This is a genomic window from Ekhidna sp. (genome assembly GCF_040223195.1).
Taxonomy (GTDB): domain Bacteria; phylum Bacteroidota; class Bacteroidia; order Cytophagales; family Cyclobacteriaceae; genus Ekhidna.
In genome coordinates, this window is sequence record NZ_JAVKDX010000022.1 from 289,804 (window position 1) to 306,294 (window position 16,491).

Sequence of the window (16,491 nt, forward strand, 5' to 3'; positions counted from 1 at the left end):
CTCGCTAATTAGAAGAATTCTTTCATCCGCTCGAAGAAGCTCTTATCCGCCTTGCTTGGATCTGGCTGAAAGTTCGGAGAATCCCGCAGTGCCTCAAGTGTTGTTTTTTCCTCAGCACTAAGTTTTTTAGGTGTCCACACATTTACGTGAACCAGCTGATCTCCCTGCCCATATCCTTCCACGGACTTAATCCCCTTTCCTCTCAGGCGCAGAATTTTACCACTTTGAGTCCCAGGTTCAATTTTTATTTTGGCTTTGCCACCGATGGTTGGCACTTCGATGGATGTGCCGAGCGCCGCATCAATGAAATTGATATACAAATCATAGATGACATTGTTTCCATCTCTCTTTAGCGTATCATCCTCTACCTCTTCCACAAGAATCAAAAGATCTCCCGGGATTCCTCCCGCCACCTCATTGCCTTTTCCTGACATGGAGAGTTGCATACCATCGGTTACACCTGCTGGTATTTTTATGGAGATGACTTCCTCCTGTCTTTTGAGGCCTGAACTATCTACGCCTGTCGCTCTGCTTTCCACGGTCTGACCACTACCTCCGCATGTTGGGCAGGTGGATGTGCTCATCATCTGACCAAGCATAGTGTTCATTACCTTTCGCACCTGGCCGGTACCATTGCAGCTTGAACATGTCTGGAACTTAGTATCCGGGTCAACAACGAGTCGGTTTACTTTGATTTTCTTTTCTACACCATTGGCTACTTCTTCCAGGGTGAGCTTCAGCTTGATTCGTAGGTTGGTGCCTTTCCTGGTTCTACGACCACCGCGAGCCCCTCCACCAAAGAAGCTTTCGAATGGACTGCCTCCTCCGAAAATGTCTCCGAATTGTGAGAAGATATCGTCCATGTTCATACTTCCGCCACTGAAGCCTCCACCGGCTCCTCCAACTCCCTGATGACCAAAACGATCATACCGCTGACGCTTCTCATCATTGCTCAGCACTTCATACGCCTCAGCAGCCTCCTTAAATTTCTCCTCCGCTTCCTTATCGTCAGGATTTTTGTCAGGGTGATACTTGATGGCGATCTTGCGATAAGCCTTTTTAAGCTCCTCTTTGGTCGCCGACCGTTCAACTCCTAAAATTTCGTAATAGTCTCTTTTTGCCATCTTATTGCTTCGCTCCTACGACAACTTTTGCAAATCTCACCACAGTCTCACCAAGGGTGTACCCCGGCTCAACAACGTCAACAATTTTTCCTTCCAAATCCTTATCAGCAGGTATCTGTGTGATAGCTTCATGCTTCTCATCATCAAACTCATCCCCCTTGCTTACCTCCATTTTCTTTAGGCCTCTGTTCTCCAACGACTTGCTCAACTTAGTCTGAATTAAAATCATGCCTTCCCGCAAAGCCTTTATATCATCACTTGATTCTGATGCATTCATGGCCCGCTCAAAATCATCCAGTACCGGAAGCAAATCCGACATTAAATCCTTATTGGCGGTGCTGATCAGATCAAGTTTTTCTTTGGCTGTTCTTCTTCTGAAGTTTTCAAACTCAGAATATAATCGCAGGTATTTGTCCTTGGCTTCCCCTAGCTGTTCTTCAAGTGTAGGCTCAGAAGATTCCTCCTGATTGGATTCTTCCTTCACTTGCTCATCGGCTACCTGAGCTTCTTGCTCTTCTGCTATTTCCTGCTCTTTAGTCACTTTTTCTTTTGTTTCCTTCATTCTTTCAACATGCTTAAAGACGATCTCAAATTGACAATTTCTTTGCCAATGACAATTGGTGTGTCAATATGTCAGTTAGTTTAGGAGTTGCCAGATTTTGTCCTTCAATTCCTGAATTCCAAAACCAGTCACACTGGAGATAAACAGCGTCTCAATTTCTGGGAGTTCCTCTCTCATTTCCGTCATCAATTCTTCATCGAGCAAATCAGATTTGGATACTGCAAGCAGACGATCTTTATCCATCAGCTCCGGATTGTGTTTTTTCAGTTCACCCATAAGAATGTCAAACTCTTTACGGATATCCTTGGCATCCGCCGGGATCAAAAACAACAAAATGGAGTTCCTTTCTATGTGCCGAAGAAATCGATTTCCCAGCCCCTTACCTTCTGCTGCTCCTTCGATAATTCCGGGGATATCGGCCATCACAAATGATTTATAATCACGATAAGGAACCACACCAAGGTTGGGCACCAACGTGGTGAAAGGGTAGTCGGCAATCTCTGGTTTGGCTTCAGAAACTACGGAAAGCAATGTGGATTTTCCGGCATTTGGGAATCCCACGAGTCCCACATCGGCTAGTATTTTAAGCTCAAGGATTACCCAGGCTTCAATACCTTCAATGCCCGGCTGAGCATATCGGGGTGTTTGGTTAGTCGCTGTTTTGTAATGGACATTTCCTCTTCCTCCCATTCCTCCCGGCAGCAGCACCTGCTCTTCACCATCTTCCATGATTTCGAGCATTTTCTCGTTGGTCTCGGAGTTTCGCGCAATTGTGCCAATAGGAACTTCCAGAATGATGTCCTCTCCATCCTTTCCAAACCTCCGATTGCCCTCACCATGGCCTCCATTCTCTGCGGTTATGTGCTTGCGATATTTGAGGTGCAGAAGGGTCCAAAGCTGGCTATTGCCCCGGAGAATAATATTTCCACCTTTGCCGCCATCACCTCCATCCGGGCCTCCTTTGGGTACGTGCTTCTCCCTGCGGAAATGCACTGACCCAGCTCCGCCATCACCTGACTTGGCGTAGAATTTTACGTAATCTATAAAGTTCGATTCCATAGGTCTTTAGACCTTAAGTGCGGAAACGGTCTTGTCTATCTCTGAAAAAATATCGTCGATATTTCCAATGCCATTCACAGTAGAAAGTCTCCCCTGAGCATCGTAGAAGGGCAACACGTGTACCGTCTTATTAAAGTACTCGCCAATTCTTCTATCCAGCTTATCTGAAGCATCATCGGCACGATTTTCCAGTTCCTTTCTCTTGGCGATCCGTTGACGAACTTCCTCTTCAGTCACTTTCAATTCTATCACCGCATGGATCGCCGTATTCATTGATTCCATCAAGGTATCAAGCGCCTTGGCCTGATCTACTGTTCTAGGGAAGCCATCGAAAAGGAAACCGCTTGCACCCGGGTTCTTTTCTACCTCTTCTTTCAGCATGGCGATGGTAATATCATCAGACACCAACTGACCACTGTTGATGATCTCCTTCACTCTTTGGCCAAGGTCTGTATCGTTTTTGGTATGCCATCTAAAAAGATCCCCGGTAGAGATATGACACAGACCATACTTCTTAATGAGTCGCTCACTTTGAGTTCCCTTTCCAGCGCCCGGAGGACCAAACAAAATAATATTTAGCATACCTACAATTTGTAAAAAGCGACAAAGATAATCGCTAAAAATGTTTCGAGCAGTCTGATTTTAAACTACTCTATTTAAGTTAGCCAACTATTATGGCTACCGCACTCAAATATTTCACAGTTTACTTCCTCAGCGGACTCAAGTTCATCTTTGGCCCTACGTTTGGAGTAGCCAATGACCTGCCCGTGCCGGCCATCATCATTCTCACTGCCCTGGGTATGATGACGACCATCTACCTATTCACTTTTTTCGGGGATGAAATCCACCGGTTTTTTGGGCGGTTTAGAAAAAACAAGAAAATATTTAGCAAAAAAAGTCGGCGTTTTGTGAGAATGTGGAGGAAGTTTGGGCTGAAGGGGTTGTGTCTGCTAACGCCTCTGGTGCTTACCCCTCCCGGTGGTGGATTGCTCGTCAATTTATTAGGCTCTAAGAAAAAGCTGATTCTAAAATGGATGTGGATCAGTGCCTTGATTTGGAGCACAGTCATCACACTAATCGTGAAATATGCCTTCTGGCTAATCGAAGATCTTGTGACAATTTAGTCCGGGTCTGGCTCATCTTCCATCACCTCGATATCCTGAATGAGTACCCGCTTGGAAATGGCCCTGCCTGTAGGGGTGGCTGCCAACCCTCCCTCGGCAGTTTCCTTATACCTTGCTTCCATGCTTTGTCCCACTTCACCCATCGCATCTACGCATTCATCCACAGGGATCACAGTGCTTACATCCGCCAGGGCAATCTGAGCCGAGGAATTAGCGATGGCTGCTGCGCTGGCATTTCTTACCACACATGGAATCTCAACTAAGCCGGCAACAGGATCGCAGACCAATCCTAGCATGCACTGGATGGTAATAGCAACCGCATTGAATACCTGTTCATTCGTACCACCTAAACAGTAAGTGATCCCGGCTGCTGCCATGGCTGCCGCTGCACCGGTCTCTGCCTGGCAGCCTCCTACCGCGCCTGCTATGGAGGCCCTTTTTTCCAAAATCAATGCTACACCTGCGCCAATGAGCAACGCTTCATATATCTTCTGATCCGGAAGGTGATGGATTTCCTGAAGGGTCACGAGAGTTCCGGGTAGAATCCCACTGGCACCTGCTGTAGGTGCAGCTACCACACGCCCCATGCAGGAATTGACCTCTTTGGCTGCCAGGGCTCGGGCCACCAGTCTCTGAAACTCTGGAGAAAGTACTGCTTTCGGAAAGTTCATCACCTTCTTCGCTCCATTGTTGATCATCCCGGAATAAGAATTCATTTCCTCGCTCAGCCCCGATTGTACAGCCTCTTTCATCACCTGATAGGCCTGGTCAATTCCTGTCCAAATATCCTCTTCCTTTTTCCCTTTCTGATTGACTTCAAAATCAAGCACGGGTTGAAACAGCGGAGTATCCTTACTCTGACAATCCTGCTTCCACTCTTCGAAACTGTTAAATAAAACGCCCATACTCAAAGATACTATTTGTTTGACCCAATAACTGATGCATTTGGCCAGGAGTTTCGTGATCGTACCTATTTTTGCGGCCATGTTGAAAAATGATCTTATTCTACGAGCAGCCAGAGGCGAAAAGACCGAGCGTACACCCGTGTGGCTGATGAGACAAGCCGGTAGAATTTTACCTGAATACCGGGCAGTTCGAAATAGTCTGTCCGGATTTAAGGAACTGGTAGAGACTCCTGAGCTAGCTGCGGAGGTTACAATTCAGCCTGTGGATATACTCGGGGTAGATGCTGCGATCATTTTTTCGGACATCCTGGTGATCCCGGAGGCAATGGGCCTGACCTATGAGATGGTGGAGAAAAAAGGGCCTCATTTTCCAAAGACCGTTGAAAGCAAAAGTGATATTGATTCGTTGAAAGTAGCAGACCCTGATGATTTGAGTTATGTTTATGAAGCAATCAAAATCACCAAAAAGGAGCTTGATGGAAGAGTCCCCATCATTGGGTTTGCCGGGGCGCCATGGACCATTTTTTCTTATATGATTGAGGGCGGGGGAAGCAAGACCTTTTCGAAAGCAAGAAGATTCCTGTATACCGACCCAGCTATGGCTAACCAGCTTCTGGAGATGATTACCTCATCGACCATTGGATACCTGAAGAAACAGGTGGAGGCAGGAGCCAATATGCTTCAAATATTTGACTCCTGGGCCGGAGTTTTACCCCCTGAACATTACACTCAATTTTCCCTGAAGTACATTGCTAAAATATGTGATGCCATCACTGATGTGCCAATTACTGTTTTTGCAAAAGGAGCCTGGTGGGCACTGCCTGAAATGGCGAACATCAATTGCAGAACGGTAGGGCTGGACTGGAATATGAATCCGCATGAGTCAAGAAAGGTTCTTCCAAATAAGACCCTTCAGGGGAATCTGGATCCATGTGCATTGTATGGCTCTAATGAATCCATCAAAGAGGAAACACGCAACATGCTAGAGGCTTTTGGAGATCAACCTCACATCGCGAATCTTGGTCATGGAGTCTATCCTGATACGGACCCTCAGAAAGTGAAGTATTTCGTGGATACGGTCAAGGAGCTATCTGCTCACTGATACTTGATGTAAGCTGCAATCTTTCTTCTCAGCTCGCTGGGATCAAACGGCTTGGTGATATAGTCGTTCATGCCCGCCGCAATTACCTCCTGCCTTACTTTCAGGAGTGCCGAGGCTGTAAGCGCAATAATCGGGGTTTTCTGATCGAATGTCCGAATCTTCCTGGTGGCTTTGTATCCATCCATGATTGGCATCTGCAGATCCATTAAAACCAAATCATAGCTATTTTCCTGCATCATATCCACCCCTTCCTGGCCATTGTGCGCCACCTCCACAATTAGCTCCCACTTCTTCAAAAACTTCTCAGCCACCATGATGTTCATCTGGTTGTCTTCTACCAACAATATTCGCTTACCTGAGATAATGTTTGTGTCTGCCTCTTCCTGAACTGCCAGATCCACCTCTTCATGCAGTACCTTTTTGAATCTCAGATCAAACCAGAAGATAGTACCCGAACCAGGCTCGCTCTTCACATAGATTTCTGAGCCTACCATGTTCAGGATTTTTTTTATGATGGCCAATCCCAAACCGGTACCGCCAAACTCACGCGTGGTGGATGAGCCCGCCTGGGTAAACATTTCAAAAATTACTTTTTGCTTATTGTGAGGAATGCCAATGCCAGAATCCAACACCTCCGTTCGAATGGTCTGAATATGCTCGTCCTGACTAAGAACAGTAGTTTTAAGCTTCACATATCCCTTTGAAGTGAATTTCAACGCATTATTGATCAGGTTGTTCAAAACCTGGTAAATCCGCGTCTGATCTGCTAAAACAAGTGGATGCATTTTTTCATCAATTTCTAATGATAGATCCAAGCCTTTCTCTTTGGCAATGGGTGTATGCGCCTTGATAATCTTTGCTGCAAGGGTTTTTAAATTGACCTCAGTAAATTCAAACTCAATTGCTCCGGACTCCAGTTTATTGTAATCCAAAATGTCGTTAATCAGCGCTGTGAGATGCTCTGCGGAAAATTGCAGCGACTCTAAGCTTTCCTCCTGATCACGTCTGGGATTTTCATTGACAAGAAAATGAGATATCCCCACCACTGCATTCAATGGCGTTCTGATTTCATGCGAAATGGTACTTAGAAAATCTGTTTTTGCCTTTGATGCTGCTTCCGCCGCATCCTTTGCCTTTCTCAATGAATGAGCAAAACGGTAAGACAATATCAGGGACTGGAAAAAGAAGAAGAGTATGAACCCTATGAACGTCAGGAAGGTGTTTTCCTGCACCGGACTCAGATATACTGAAATGAGGTATACCGCAACCATAAATACAATCCCCGTACTGGCAAAGGCGTACTGAGCCCCAGTCCGGTTTCGCTTGTAGGCGATCCAATAGACATAGATGAGGTAAAAAATTCCAACTATTACCAATACAAAGAATGGCTCAACCAGCTTTGTGAAGAAAATGGGGGGAGCAAAAAGTGAAAGTATGGAGAATATCCCGCAAATCACTGAAAAGCCCAATAGGATGGTTCGCTTACTATCCTCCGGATAGAGTAGATAGCTATAAATGGTAAAAATCCCGCAGGGGATGAACAGAGACAGATACTCACTTCTTATGATCAAATCCCAAGACATGTTGGGATAAAGTGCGTGTACTGCATATTCACCACTTCCGATCATCCGGTAGCTAAACGTGATACAAAACAGCGCAAAGAAAAGTACCGATCGTTCGTGCTGGCCAAACATAAACAGCCCTAGGAAAAACAATCCGCCCATGATCAAACTGCCACTGAGCAGGAAATCATAGCTGAAATCAAAATCCCGCTTTGCACTGAGCGTCTTCCTATCGCCAATCATGATCGGCTCCCTCACACCGCCCTTGGTGTGCCGAAAGTTTGAAACCTGAAGGACGAAGGTGAGGGTATTTTGATACCTCGCAATTGGAATAACCTGAGGCATCCAGTCTGGCACAGAGGCGTCTTTGGTTTTTCCTACTTGTCCATTTCTGCTTATTTCAAATCCATCGTAAAAAAGACGATAAGAATTATAGGTCTCGCCAAGAGAGATCGCCAACTGGGGGGTTTTAGGAGGTAGCAACACCCTGATTCGATAAGTGGCATATCCCTGTGCTGAGAGTTTCTTCCTCTTGACCGTGGTTCCTCCATTCCACAGCTTTGGAAAAGCATAATAATCCTCCTCATAGAACCGAATAGAATCAGGGGAGATGAGTTCATTCCAATAAAATTCCCAGTCTCCGTTGAGCGTTACCGCATTGTTTCTCAGATCGGTTTTGGACAAATCAATTACCCCTTCGATGACTTCCTGGCCACTGGTGCCATGGGCCATCCACAGCAATAAGGTAAGGGTTGTAATGATTCTACACATGGCTGATGGCAGCCAAATTAAAGATATTTTTTGAGTATAGGATTTTCCTTCGCCTCCTGAAATAATTTTTCCTTGTCGATTGGCACTACCCCGGGCATCTCACACACCATGCCTCCACCAATATTTGCGAGTTCAGCGATAAATTCAAGGGGTAAGCCCAGCGTAAGGCAAAGCCCTGCGATACTGATCACCGTATCTCCCGCCCCCAGCACTTCCACGATTTTTCGAGGGTGAGATCCCAGCTTCCCGGATTCTTTGCCTGAATCGTAGAAAATTCCATTTTTTGAGAGTGTGATAAAGTAATTCTCCGCATCTACGCTTCTTTTGAGCTGACTTGCTGCATTGGCCAATTGAACCTCATCCTGAGCATCAAACTCAATCTCCAACCCATCCTGAAGATCCGCCACGTTTACCTTAAAAAGGGTAACTCCCTGGTATTTAGTGAAGTTTCTTCGTTTTGGATCCACCGCAATGGGGATATTTTTATCCTTTGCCAGCTTGATCGTCTGCTCGATGACTTCCGGATTGATGGTGCCTTTATCGTAATCTTCAAAAATCACCAGGTCACATTCGTCCAAAAGGTTTCTGATGTGGTGAAGCAAGGATTTTTGATCCAAATCAATCAACGGGTGTACATCCTCATGGTCAATTCGGATCAGGTGCTGCAACCCTGAGGTAATACGGAGCTTGGTAGTAGTGACTCTATTCTGGCTTCTGATTATGCCTTTATTGGGCATATTTTCGTAGTTGAGTAGCTGCTCAAAAGCCTCTCCGTCGGGATCGTCACCTACCACCGAGCATAAGATCGGTGTGGCTCCCAATGCCCTGAGATTCATAGCTACATTGGCAGCTCCTCCCAGCCTGCTTTCTTTCTTCTCTAGTGTGAGCACCGGCACTGGTGCCTCTTTGGATATTTTGCTGGCTTTGCCGCGTATGTAGTTGTCCACCACCACATCCCCCACAACCAAAACGGTTTTGTCTTTAAAAGCTTCAAAAACGTCTTCGATGGATTTCATGGGCTATGACAGTTTTGCGAGTGATTCTTTTACCTTGGCGATGGCCGTCTTCAGTTCCTCCTCAGAGGCAGCATAAGATAGTCTTAAACATTCAGGATCACCAAACGCCTCTCCGGTCACCAGCGATACATGGGCATCTTCCAGCAAGTACATGCATAAATCACTCACTGTTTCGATCTTCATATCACCGTGGGATTTGCCCAGGTAATACCTCACATTCGGGAAAAAATAGAACGCCCCCTGCGGCATATTTACCTCAAACCCTGGTATTTCCTTTAGAAGATCATAAACCAAAGCCCTCCTTTTTTCATAGGCTTTTGTCATCTCCATCGAAGGCTCCATAGAACCTTTCAATGCTGCCAAAGCTGCGCGCTGGGCAATAGAACAATTGCCGGATGTGTACTGACCCTGCATTTTATTTGCTGCTTTTGCAATCCAGAGTGGTGCACCAATGTATCCCACTCTCCACCCGGTCATAGCAAAGCCTTTTGAAAATCCATTGACCGTCACGGTGCGATCCAGCAACCCCCCGATGGTGCCGATGCTTTCGTGCTTTGCTCCGAAATTGATCAATTCATAAATCTCGTCGGAAATAATTGTGATGTCCTCTCGCTCTTTCAAAACATTGGCAATGCTCTCAAGTTCAGCTCGGGTGAAAACCGAGCCTGTAGGATTGCATGGAGAAGAAAAGATGATGGCCTTCGTCTTGTCCGTAATAGCCTCCCTGATCTGATCGGCAGTGGCTTTGAAATCATTTTCGATGGTCCCCTGCACGAAGACAGGTGTACCCTCTGCAAGAAGGATCATCGCTGAATAGCTTACCCAATATGGGGTGAGTACAATCACTTCATCTCCCGGATTCAGGATCGCCATGAACACGTTGGCAATGGATTGCTTAGCTCCATTTGACACTACAATCTGATCTGCTGAGTAGTCCAGTCCATTGTCCCTTTTAAACTTCTCAGAGATGGCCTGACGAAGATCCAGGTAGCCATTGACCGGAGGGTAGGCAAAATACTTTTCTGAATTTATGGCCTCAATCGCACCTTCCTGAATGTGCTTAGGGGTCTTAAAGTCGGGCTCTCCCAGACTCAGGCTGATCACTTCAATCCCTTTTTCCTTCATCTGTCTGGCTCTGGCAGCCATAGCCAGCGTTTCAGACTCAGGGATACTTTTGATGCGATTGGACAGTGTATTCATGGTTTATTTTTTGACAAAAATAGAAAGAAGAGTTAACTAAAAATCGTCAACTCTTCTTCAAAAAAATCTTAATCGCTATTGGCTTTACCCTTCTTCGTCCGCTCCCTGGTTCAGGTTGAAGAGCAAGGAGATTCTGAGCGTATCTGCCAGCGGGTGGTTTTGACCCTTTGGAATCAGATAAGAAAAATCAAATCCGAAAATCTGGTAACGAAAGCCCGCTCCCAGGGTGAAATACTTTCGATCCCCTTTGTTTTTATGTTCTGAAAAATAGCCTGCTCGTGCGGCGAAGATATCCCTATACCAATATTCCGCTCCGATGGAGTAGGTTAGTTCTTGAATCTCTTCCTGAAATCCCCTTGGAGCATCTCCAAAAGAACCGAAAGTACCTGAAAGCAAAGGCCTATCCGGATCCTTTCCTTTAGCGATTTGTTTTTCCCCATTTACAGTGACAATATTCCCGTCTTCATCCGTCTGATATATTGGGGGTGTTGGAACCATTAATTTATTAATATCAAAAGCCAGTGTGATGGTATTATATGGATCAAGGTTGGTTTTGAAAGCTGACCCTAACCTTAGATTGGCCGGGATAAAGTTCTCATTGCTCTCTGCACTGTAGGTAATTTTCTGCCCGATATTCGACATATGAACCCCAAGAGATAATTCGGAATTTTTGCCCGAGAGCATAAATGGTTTGGTATAGTACCACCCTAAATCTACTGCAACACTTGTCCCTGCTTTTGCATCAGGAGCACCAGTGATATTGCCTGCCAGGTTTGACCAGATAAATCTCAGGGTCACACCTACGCCCATGTTTTCTGAGAGCTTTCTGGAGTAGGTTCCATCAAAAGCGAGCTCGCTCGGATTTTCTACTCCATTTGGGTTGGCAAATTCATCATAGAGTGCGATCTCACCCAAATCAAAATACCGGAAGCTTGCTCCGATGGTTTGTGTCTGATCCAACTTTTTGTAGAAAGTAAGGTAGTTGAGTGACATATCATCCACGATATTTCCCAACCACGGAGAGTAGGAAAATGCAAAACCCAAGTCTGTGTCTATAAAAGCGAGCTTTGCATTGTTCCAATGTACACTATTGGCATCCGGAGAGGTGGCTGCCCCCACATCCCCCATGGCTGATGCCCTACTATCCGGGGCAAAACCCAAAAATGGTACTGCTACAGTGATCGGGTTTCTCAGACTGTCCTGACCGGAAATAAACGATGATTGTCCTAGCGCCTGAACAGTGGCTAAAACGAGAAGAACCGAGAATATCTTCTTCACAAGATGATTCATTCGAATGATTTTATAAAAGGATGCCAAACTTAACATGATCAGGTGAATACCAATTAATATTTTGAATAAAACTGCTGATTTTCAAATATCTAAAGTGCTAATAATCTACAATAACGAGCTTTTGTGTGATTTCTTTTGTTGCTCCATCCAACCGGCTCTGAATGATCAATCTGGAATAATAGATCCCTGGCCTTAGGCTCTCTCCTCCATTTGTGACTGCATCCCAATGGATTTCCACATTCCGCTGACTATTTTCCACCAAAATATTCCTATTGCTTATTACTTCACCTTTTGGACTGTAAATAAGCAGCGAAATAGATAAATCTTCATCTTCCCGATCGTGCTCAAAAGAGAAGGTTGTGGATCCCTGAATGGGATTGGGGTATGCTATCGGGTTGTAAATAAACAGAATAGCCTCGTCCGTCACAGAAAATTGGATGGTGGTTTCCACTGCGTTGTTGTGCGTGTCCCATACTTTGATCGTTGCGGAATAATTGCCAGGGGCCAAGTTCTGAAGTGGGTATACGACCGTCCCTCTTTGGTAGCTATCCCTATCCGCAGTATAAAAATCATTGAGGTTGATTTCTTCATCTCCCAATGACAGGGTGATTCCCTGCACCACGCCAGAGCGAGTGGTGGTAATCCCGCTTTCATCCTGAATCTGTACAATTAAAAGGGGTGAATCTCCCACGACCGATCCATTCACAAAGGATGGGTCATTCATAAATGCCACAATCTGAGGTGGTGCCATATCTTCAGTAGGGTTATCATTTGTACCCCCGATAATTACTTCTCTCGAAGAACCTCCTGCATCAATATTGGTTTCCTCATCCCAGGCATATAGGCTCATTTTCCCTTTTTGGTACTGGTAGGAAATATTCTTTGGCACCACGAAAGTGAAGGAAAACTCCCCATCTACCACGGAAGCTTCGCCCCTGAATATGGCATTGCTTCTGAGTGTGTAGGTATACGGCGCGCTCTCCTGTCCTTTGGTTTTGAAGGATTGCTTCAAATCAAAAATACCCACCGCCAGGATTCCATTAAAATCTGTCCTTATTGATCCATTTTGCTCGATCTGGCCCGTGTAGGTCACTTCTTCCAGAGCACTTAAAGTGTCCAGCTGCGATTGGATTTCATGGATGACAATATCAAGTTTTGGAAAAGCGGGCAGCATCATGGGATCCCCGAGGAGGGTAAAATTTCTATTGACACGCCCTTCCAGCCCTTCGTTTTTTGTGAACCTGATGATATCTCCGAGCCGCAGGTTTTTTCCTCCTTCTTTGCGAAAAACATTCTCATGAAAGGCTCTATTCAGGCTGAAATTGGTACTGGCAAAAACCGGCCTGCTAGTCGTCAAAAGGGCGATCCCACCACCCTGCTCCATGATCAGCAATTCCTCTGCGCCTGAAACGCGTATAGGATCATCAAACCTCCCAAACTCGCAGGTGGCTGTCACAAAAATCGGGAGCTTGTTTCTGTTGGTGAGTTCTCCAATATCGGTCATGGTCAATATTTCCTCTTCCATCCACAAGCGTTCATTTCCATGGCCGATGTAGTTGACTAAAAAGCTTCCGTTTTTGATTCGGGTCTTTAGCGCCGCGCTGGCCTGTGGGGATTTTTCGGAGGAGCCTGATGCTTCCTGGGTAAAGGCGTCCAGCAAGACTTTGTTGACATTGTATTGTGCATAGGTTGTGTCAATCAACTCTGACAGGTCCTCGGCATGGCGGGCATGGATATTTGTATCCCCATCATCCGCCACATAAGTCATTTCCCCTTTCCATTTACCCAGTGTATTTGGACTAGTGGAGTAATAAATGATTTTCTCAACCATTGCCCTGGCTTCTTCAGGGGTTTTGGCAGGCAATCTCCCCACCCCAATTTCCAAGGTATGATCCCCTGCTTCTGACTCCTCCCACTCACCTTCGTCATCTTCGAAAAAACCATAATAATCATCCGATGAATAGCTGTAGACCGGATGAAAACTATCCCTTGATTCATAAATGGGGACAAAATTGGTGTTGTTTGAAATCCGATCCTTGTAATCATACGAACAGTCGCCGAGCAGAAGTAAATATTTCAACGAACCACCCTCCTCATATATATGCCTGGCAAAATCACGTATGGCTGTGACATCCTGCCTTCCGGAAGAAAACTCATTGTACACCTGCGTGGTGGTAGCCACCTTTATGCTGAGTCCGTCGTGATCCCGATGAAATTGTGCCAGCTGATTGGCTGCCTCCAGGAAGTTTGGATGAGTGACGATGAGCCCGTCAACGTTTGAATTTGCGCGGATATTCTGATTTTTTACCCCACCAAAAATGAAGGGTGTTGGAAAATCATTGCCTTCAAAAACCACAAACTCCTCAATGCCGGAGGATTGGCTTTGGAAAACAGCCCTGCCGGAGTTGACTGTGTAAGCTTGCGATTGAATATTTGTGGGATCTGTTACATCCCAAATGGTAGAGCCGGCTGCATTGCCTACCTCATATCTGATCAACTCTCCCTGATTTCCAATCCATCGAAAATCGGTTTCATTTCCATACAATCGTAGATTTCTCTTGAAGGTCATAAAATAGAAATCAATAAACCCGCGCTCGCCAGAGGCGTTTCCATCAAAATCAATTTCCAGATTGAATGCGGAAGTATTGGGCAAGTTGAAGGTTCCAACTTCCTGTCTTGCTTTCAAACTATATGTGGTGCCTGGCCCATCGGGTATGGCACTTATTGGAATACTTCCGACAGTGGACGAGCCAGCTTTGATGTTGAAGTTCGCATTTTCTGAGGACTGGCTAACCACACTGGCTATCAGCTCAATGGTGGAATTGAGGCCGGTTATCTGATGGGAGAAGGACAAAGACTCACCGCTGGACATGGTTTCCCCATACCACCCTCTACCGGAGGAAATCAGGTTGGTTTCATCCTCCTCGAAGGTGATAAAATCATCGTATGAAGTGACCGTCAGAGAAGCCGTACCTGCCAAACTCTCCTTTGAGGAAATTCTCTTTCCATCCGGCCCATCTATTCTGATAAAGTAAAATGAGGTGTCTGAGTAGATATTTTTTTCGTACTCAAAACCTGAATCAGCCCACACTTCCTTGTCTGGCCCAATGCCATAAAACAAGATATAATCATTATTGTCGAAAGAGCCATCTGCTTGTCCGGAAACAAAAATCGCATTTTCCAATAAGTCCGTGGGGCGATCTTCTGAGTTCCGTTGAGGCAGGATTCCCTTTACTCCATTTCCATAAATTTTGACCTTCTGGGGGTTTACAGTGGCAGGCACACCCAATGCATCCAGGGTGTTCTTATCGATTTTAAAAATACCCGTTTCGGTAATCCCTACCTTAAACCATGTGCCGGTGGAAAGCACGGAGGACTGGCCACTAGCCAATTGGGCGCTGATTAAGGTTAGCAAAAAGAGAATCCTCCTCATCGGTATGATAAACGAACCTTTCACCTCAAAAATTCTACGATTTGTACTTTACGAGATAAGAAATTACTGATACAACGATGTAAAACGGTATCAAAAACGGAACGAATGTCCACTGAAAGACAACCAACCCCACCACAATTCCTAACAATAAGATCCAGCGATCTTTATTTTCCTTCCATCCCCAGGATGAAAATTTCAAGGCCAGCAACCGCACCGGCGAGACCAGGAGCAGTGCTGAAAACAGCGTGATGCTGATCAATGTATATTCATAGAGCTCAAATGGTACAAAAACCAACGATGTGAGCATGATGGCATTGGCAGGGGTAGGCAATCCAATGAAACTATCTGATTGAGAATCGTCGATGTTGAATTTTGCCAATCTCAATGCAGAAAACACGACAATAACCAAGGCTATCCAGTAGAAGTCAGAAGTTTGCTGCAGCCATTGAAGCATGAAGAAAGCAGGAAGCATGCCAAACGAAACCAGGTCCGACAGTGAATCGAGCTGTTTCCCAATGTTCGATTGAACCTTGAGCAACCGGGCAGCAAACCCGTCAAAAAAATCAAATAGGCCCGCTGCAATGACAAAGTAAAATGCTGTGGGTTCCTGCTCCCTTATGACATAATAAATCCCCACACAGCCGATGAGCAGATTGATACAGGTCAACAGATTTGGGATATGTCTTTTCATCATCCTTTCACAAATGGATTATAGCGCTTCTCATGACCAATGGTAGTGGATGGCCCATGCCCGGGAAATACCTCCACCTCATCAGGCAGTGTATAAACCTTCTCCTGGATATTTCTCAAAAGATTATCGTGATTTCCTCCTAGCAGATCCGTCCGCCCTATACTCTCCCTGAAAAGCACATCGCCACCTATCATTACTTTTTCATCTTCATTGTAGAACATCAAATGACCGGGGGAATGACCCGGCACTTCAATCATCTTGAAGGTGATTTCATCCAGCTTTAAATCCTCACCTCCCTTCAAGTATTCATCTACCTCCGCATGCCGATACCCTGCCATGCCCCACTGAGGTGCATAAGCCGGCACAGAAGCAAACACTTCCTTTTCATTTTCAGGGATTTTAAGTGGTACTTTAAAAGCAGCTTTCAGTGCATCATTTCCCAGCACATGATCAATATGGCAGTGCGTATTGATGATCGTGACCACCTTCAGATCGTTCATGTTCACATATTCCTTTAGCTCCTCCAGCTCATAATCTTCGTAGCACCCCGGATCGAAAATCAGGCAATGACCCTGATCTGAGGAAACCACATAGGTGTTTTCATAGAAAGGATTAAACACAAAAGATTTTATCTGCATCTGATTAGTTTTAT

General features: G+C 45.5%; 14 protein-coding genes. 2 read left to right on the forward strand and 12 right to left on the reverse strand.

The window, feature by feature from the left end:
* Positions 1–8 precede the first annotated feature (8 nt).
* From dnaJ to RLN88_RS14955, 4 genes are all read right to left on the reverse strand, one after another.
* Entirely contained in the window at positions 9–1,124 is a 1,116-nt protein-coding gene (dnaJ, locus tag RLN88_RS14940; protein WP_350222218.1) for a molecular chaperone DnaJ, read from the reverse strand.
* 1 nt (position 1,125) lies between these two features.
* Positions 1,126–1,686 (reverse strand): nucleotide exchange factor GrpE, encoded by a 561-nt coding sequence (locus RLN88_RS14945; RefSeq protein WP_350222219.1) that lies wholly within the window; start codon positions 1,684–1,686, stop codon positions 1,126–1,128.
* 75 nt (positions 1,687–1,761) lie between these two features.
* Entirely contained in the window at positions 1,762–2,745 is a 984-nt protein-coding gene (obgE, locus tag RLN88_RS14950; protein WP_350222220.1) for a GTPase ObgE, read from the reverse strand.
* Positions 2,746–2,751: 6 nt separating this feature from the next.
* Positions 2,752–3,327 (reverse strand): adenylate kinase, encoded by a 576-nt coding sequence (locus RLN88_RS14955; protein WP_350222221.1) that lies wholly within the window; start codon positions 3,325–3,327, stop codon positions 2,752–2,754.
* 92 nt (positions 3,328–3,419) lie between these two features.
* On the opposite strand from RLN88_RS14955, the gene RLN88_RS14960 reads away from it, so the two are divergent.
* Complete coding sequence (locus RLN88_RS14960; protein ID WP_350222222.1) at positions 3,420–3,869, forward strand: hypothetical protein; 450 nt, start codon at positions 3,420–3,422, stop codon at positions 3,867–3,869.
* Here RLN88_RS14960 and sdaAA read toward each other — a convergent pair.
* Positions 3,866–4,774, reverse strand: coding sequence for an L-serine ammonia-lyase, iron-sulfur-dependent, subunit alpha (gene sdaAA / locus RLN88_RS14965; RefSeq protein WP_350222512.1), 909 nt, complete (start codon positions 4,772–4,774; stop codon positions 3,866–3,868). The two genes, RLN88_RS14960 and sdaAA, sit on opposite strands and share 4 nt — an antisense overlap.
* A gap of 79 nt (positions 4,775–4,853) precedes the next feature.
* Between sdaAA and hemE the strand changes: the two genes are divergently transcribed.
* Positions 4,854–5,876 (forward strand): uroporphyrinogen decarboxylase, encoded by a 1,023-nt coding sequence (gene hemE, locus RLN88_RS14970; RefSeq protein ID WP_350222223.1) that lies wholly within the window; start codon positions 4,854–4,856, stop codon positions 5,874–5,876.
* Here the strand turns inward: hemE and RLN88_RS14975 are convergent.
* The 7 genes from RLN88_RS14975 to RLN88_RS15005 form a co-directional block, all read right to left on the reverse strand.
* Complete coding sequence (locus RLN88_RS14975; RefSeq protein ID WP_350222224.1) at positions 5,870–8,209, reverse strand: response regulator; 2,340 nt, start codon at positions 8,207–8,209, stop codon at positions 5,870–5,872. The two genes, hemE and RLN88_RS14975, sit on opposite strands and share 7 nt — an antisense overlap.
* Positions 8,210–8,226: 17 nt before the next feature.
* A complete protein-coding gene (locus tag RLN88_RS14980; protein WP_350222225.1) occupies positions 8,227–9,225 on the reverse strand; it encodes a bifunctional heptose 7-phosphate kinase/heptose 1-phosphate adenyltransferase in 999 nt (332 codons plus the stop codon).
* 3 nt (positions 9,226–9,228) lie between these two features.
* Positions 9,229–10,425, reverse strand: coding sequence for a pyridoxal phosphate-dependent aminotransferase (locus tag RLN88_RS14985; RefSeq protein ID WP_350222226.1), 1,197 nt, complete (start codon positions 10,423–10,425; stop codon positions 9,229–9,231).
* 84 nt (positions 10,426–10,509) lie between these two features.
* The gene (gene porV / locus RLN88_RS14990; protein ID WP_350222227.1) at positions 10,510–11,715 is read right to left on the reverse strand and encodes a type IX secretion system outer membrane channel protein PorV; all 1,206 of its coding nucleotides are present in this window, start codon (positions 11,713–11,715) and stop codon (positions 10,510–10,512) included.
* A gap of 97 nt (positions 11,716–11,812) precedes the next feature.
* Complete coding sequence (gene porU, locus RLN88_RS14995) at positions 11,813–15,148, reverse strand: type IX secretion system sortase PorU (protein ID WP_350222228.1); 3,336 nt, start codon at positions 15,146–15,148, stop codon at positions 11,813–11,815.
* 34 nt (positions 15,149–15,182) lie between these two features.
* Positions 15,183–15,842 (reverse strand): CDP-diacylglycerol--serine O-phosphatidyltransferase, encoded by a 660-nt coding sequence (pssA, locus tag RLN88_RS15000; RefSeq protein ID WP_350222229.1) that lies wholly within the window; start codon positions 15,840–15,842, stop codon positions 15,183–15,185.
* On the reverse strand, positions 15,839–16,477 hold the full coding sequence (locus RLN88_RS15005; RefSeq protein WP_350222230.1) for an MBL fold metallo-hydrolase: 639 nt from the start codon (positions 16,475–16,477) through the stop codon (positions 15,839–15,841). The genes pssA and RLN88_RS15005 overlap by 4 nt, the downstream gene beginning before the upstream one ends.
* Positions 16,478–16,491 lie beyond the last annotated feature (14 nt).

Coding starts and splice junctions, on each gene's coding strand:
- hemE (WP_350222223.1), top strand. CDS start 4,854: ATGTTGAAAAATGATCTTATTCTACGAGCAGCCAGAGGCGAAAAGACC.
- RLN88_RS14955 (WP_350222221.1), bottom strand. CDS start 3,327: ATGCTAAATATTATTTTGTTTGGTCCTCCGGGCGCTGGAAAGGGAACT.
- RLN88_RS14960 (WP_350222222.1), top strand. CDS start 3,420: ATGGCTACCGCACTCAAATATTTCACAGTTTACTTCCTCAGCGGACTC.
- RLN88_RS14980 (WP_350222225.1), bottom strand. CDS start 9,225: ATGAAATCCATCGAAGACGTTTTTGAAGCTTTTAAAGACAAAACCGTT.
- obgE (WP_350222220.1), bottom strand. CDS start 2,745: ATGGAATCGAACTTTATAGATTACGTAAAATTCTACGCCAAGTCAGGT.
- dnaJ (WP_350222218.1), bottom strand. CDS start 1,124: ATGGCAAAAAGAGACTATTACGAAATTTTAGGAGTTGAACGGTCGGCG.
- RLN88_RS15005 (WP_350222230.1), bottom strand. CDS start 16,477: ATGCAGATAAAATCTTTTGTGTTTAATCCTTTCTATGAAAACACCTAT.
- porV (WP_350222227.1), bottom strand. CDS start 11,715: ATGAATCATCTTGTGAAGAAGATATTCTCGGTTCTTCTCGTTTTAGCC.
- RLN88_RS14945 (WP_350222219.1), bottom strand. CDS start 1,686: ATGAAGGAAACAAAAGAAAAAGTGACTAAAGAGCAGGAAATAGCAGAA.
- RLN88_RS14975 (WP_350222224.1), bottom strand. CDS start 8,209: ATGTGTAGAATCATTACAACCCTTACCTTATTGCTGTGGATGGCCCAT.
- porU (WP_350222228.1), bottom strand. CDS start 15,148: ATGAGGAGGATTCTCTTTTTGCTAACCTTAATCAGCGCCCAATTGGCT.
- sdaAA (WP_350222512.1), bottom strand. CDS start 4,774: ATGGGCGTTTTATTTAACAGTTTCGAAGAGTGGAAGCAGGATTGTCAG.
- RLN88_RS14985 (WP_350222226.1), bottom strand. CDS start 10,425: ATGAATACACTGTCCAATCGCATCAAAAGTATCCCTGAGTCTGAAACG.
- pssA (WP_350222229.1), bottom strand. CDS start 15,842: ATGATGAAAAGACATATCCCAAATCTGTTGACCTGTATCAATCTGCTC.